Origin of the sequence: Oceaniovalibus guishaninsula JLT2003 (genome assembly GCF_000299575.1) — a bacterium.
Lineage (GTDB): Bacteria > Pseudomonadota > Alphaproteobacteria > Rhodobacterales > Rhodobacteraceae > Palleronia > Palleronia guishaninsula.
On record NZ_AMGO01000055.1, the window covers coordinates 1 to 712 of the forward strand.

Here is a 712-nt window from a genome sequence, read left to right on the forward strand (position 1 = left end):
GCGGGCGCTTCAAGGGCCATATCGATGGCTGCTTCGTCTCGGGCCCGGTCGCAATGGACTATCCCGCGCTCTGGGAGAACAAGGCGCTCGGGGCGGCCAGCTGGAAGGACGTGGTCAAGCGCGGCGTCAGCCTCGCGCGCCCCGTATACGCCGCCCAGATCGCGCTCTATCAGGCCTACATGGAGCTGCCGGCCCCGGCGCTCTTCACCGCATTGAACCGCGACACGATGGAGCTGTACGCCGAACTCGTGCCGTTCGACGCGCATCTCGCGCAGGAAATGTCGGATCGCGCCGTCGCCGTGGTGCGGGCCTCCGAGGCCGGGGAATGGCTGCCGCGCGCCGCGGCTGAGCCCACGGCGGTCCTCTGCCGCGGCGGCATGGCGGCGGGCAAATGGCACGCCCCCTGTGCGTGGGCGAAACGGTGCTGGGGTAAGCGGCGATGATCCCTGACGCCTATGAGCTCAAGCGGATCGTGCGCGCCCATCGCGAGCGTTTCTGGATGCCCGATCTGCTCGACGGGTTCGAGTTTGCGCCTGTCTGGCGCTTCGCCGATCAGGAGAGGTTCGACTCCGACGAGGTCGATGCGCTGGCACGTCGCCTGGCGGCAGGACCGCAGCGCCTTCCGCACCCCGACACGATATTCGAGTTGCGCGACCGTGGACCACAGATCCGCAGCCAGATCGTGTACGCGAGGCAGCGCCCGTGACGGCAT

The 712-nt window shown here is 68.5% G+C and carries 1 protein-coding gene and 1 pseudogene; both read left to right on the forward strand.

Annotation, left to right across the window (positions count from 1 at the left end):
- Nucleotides 1-443 (forward strand): annotated as a pseudogene (locus OCGS_RS12705) (hypothetical protein); the annotation flags it as partial.
- The gene (locus OCGS_RS12710) at nt 440-706 is read left to right on the forward strand and encodes a hypothetical protein (RefSeq protein ID WP_007427657.1); all 267 of its coding nucleotides are present in this window, start codon (nt 440-442) and stop codon (nt 704-706) included. The pseudogene OCGS_RS12705 and the gene OCGS_RS12710, both read left to right, overlap by 4 nt.
- The last annotated feature ends 6 nt before the right edge of the window (nt 707-712 follow it).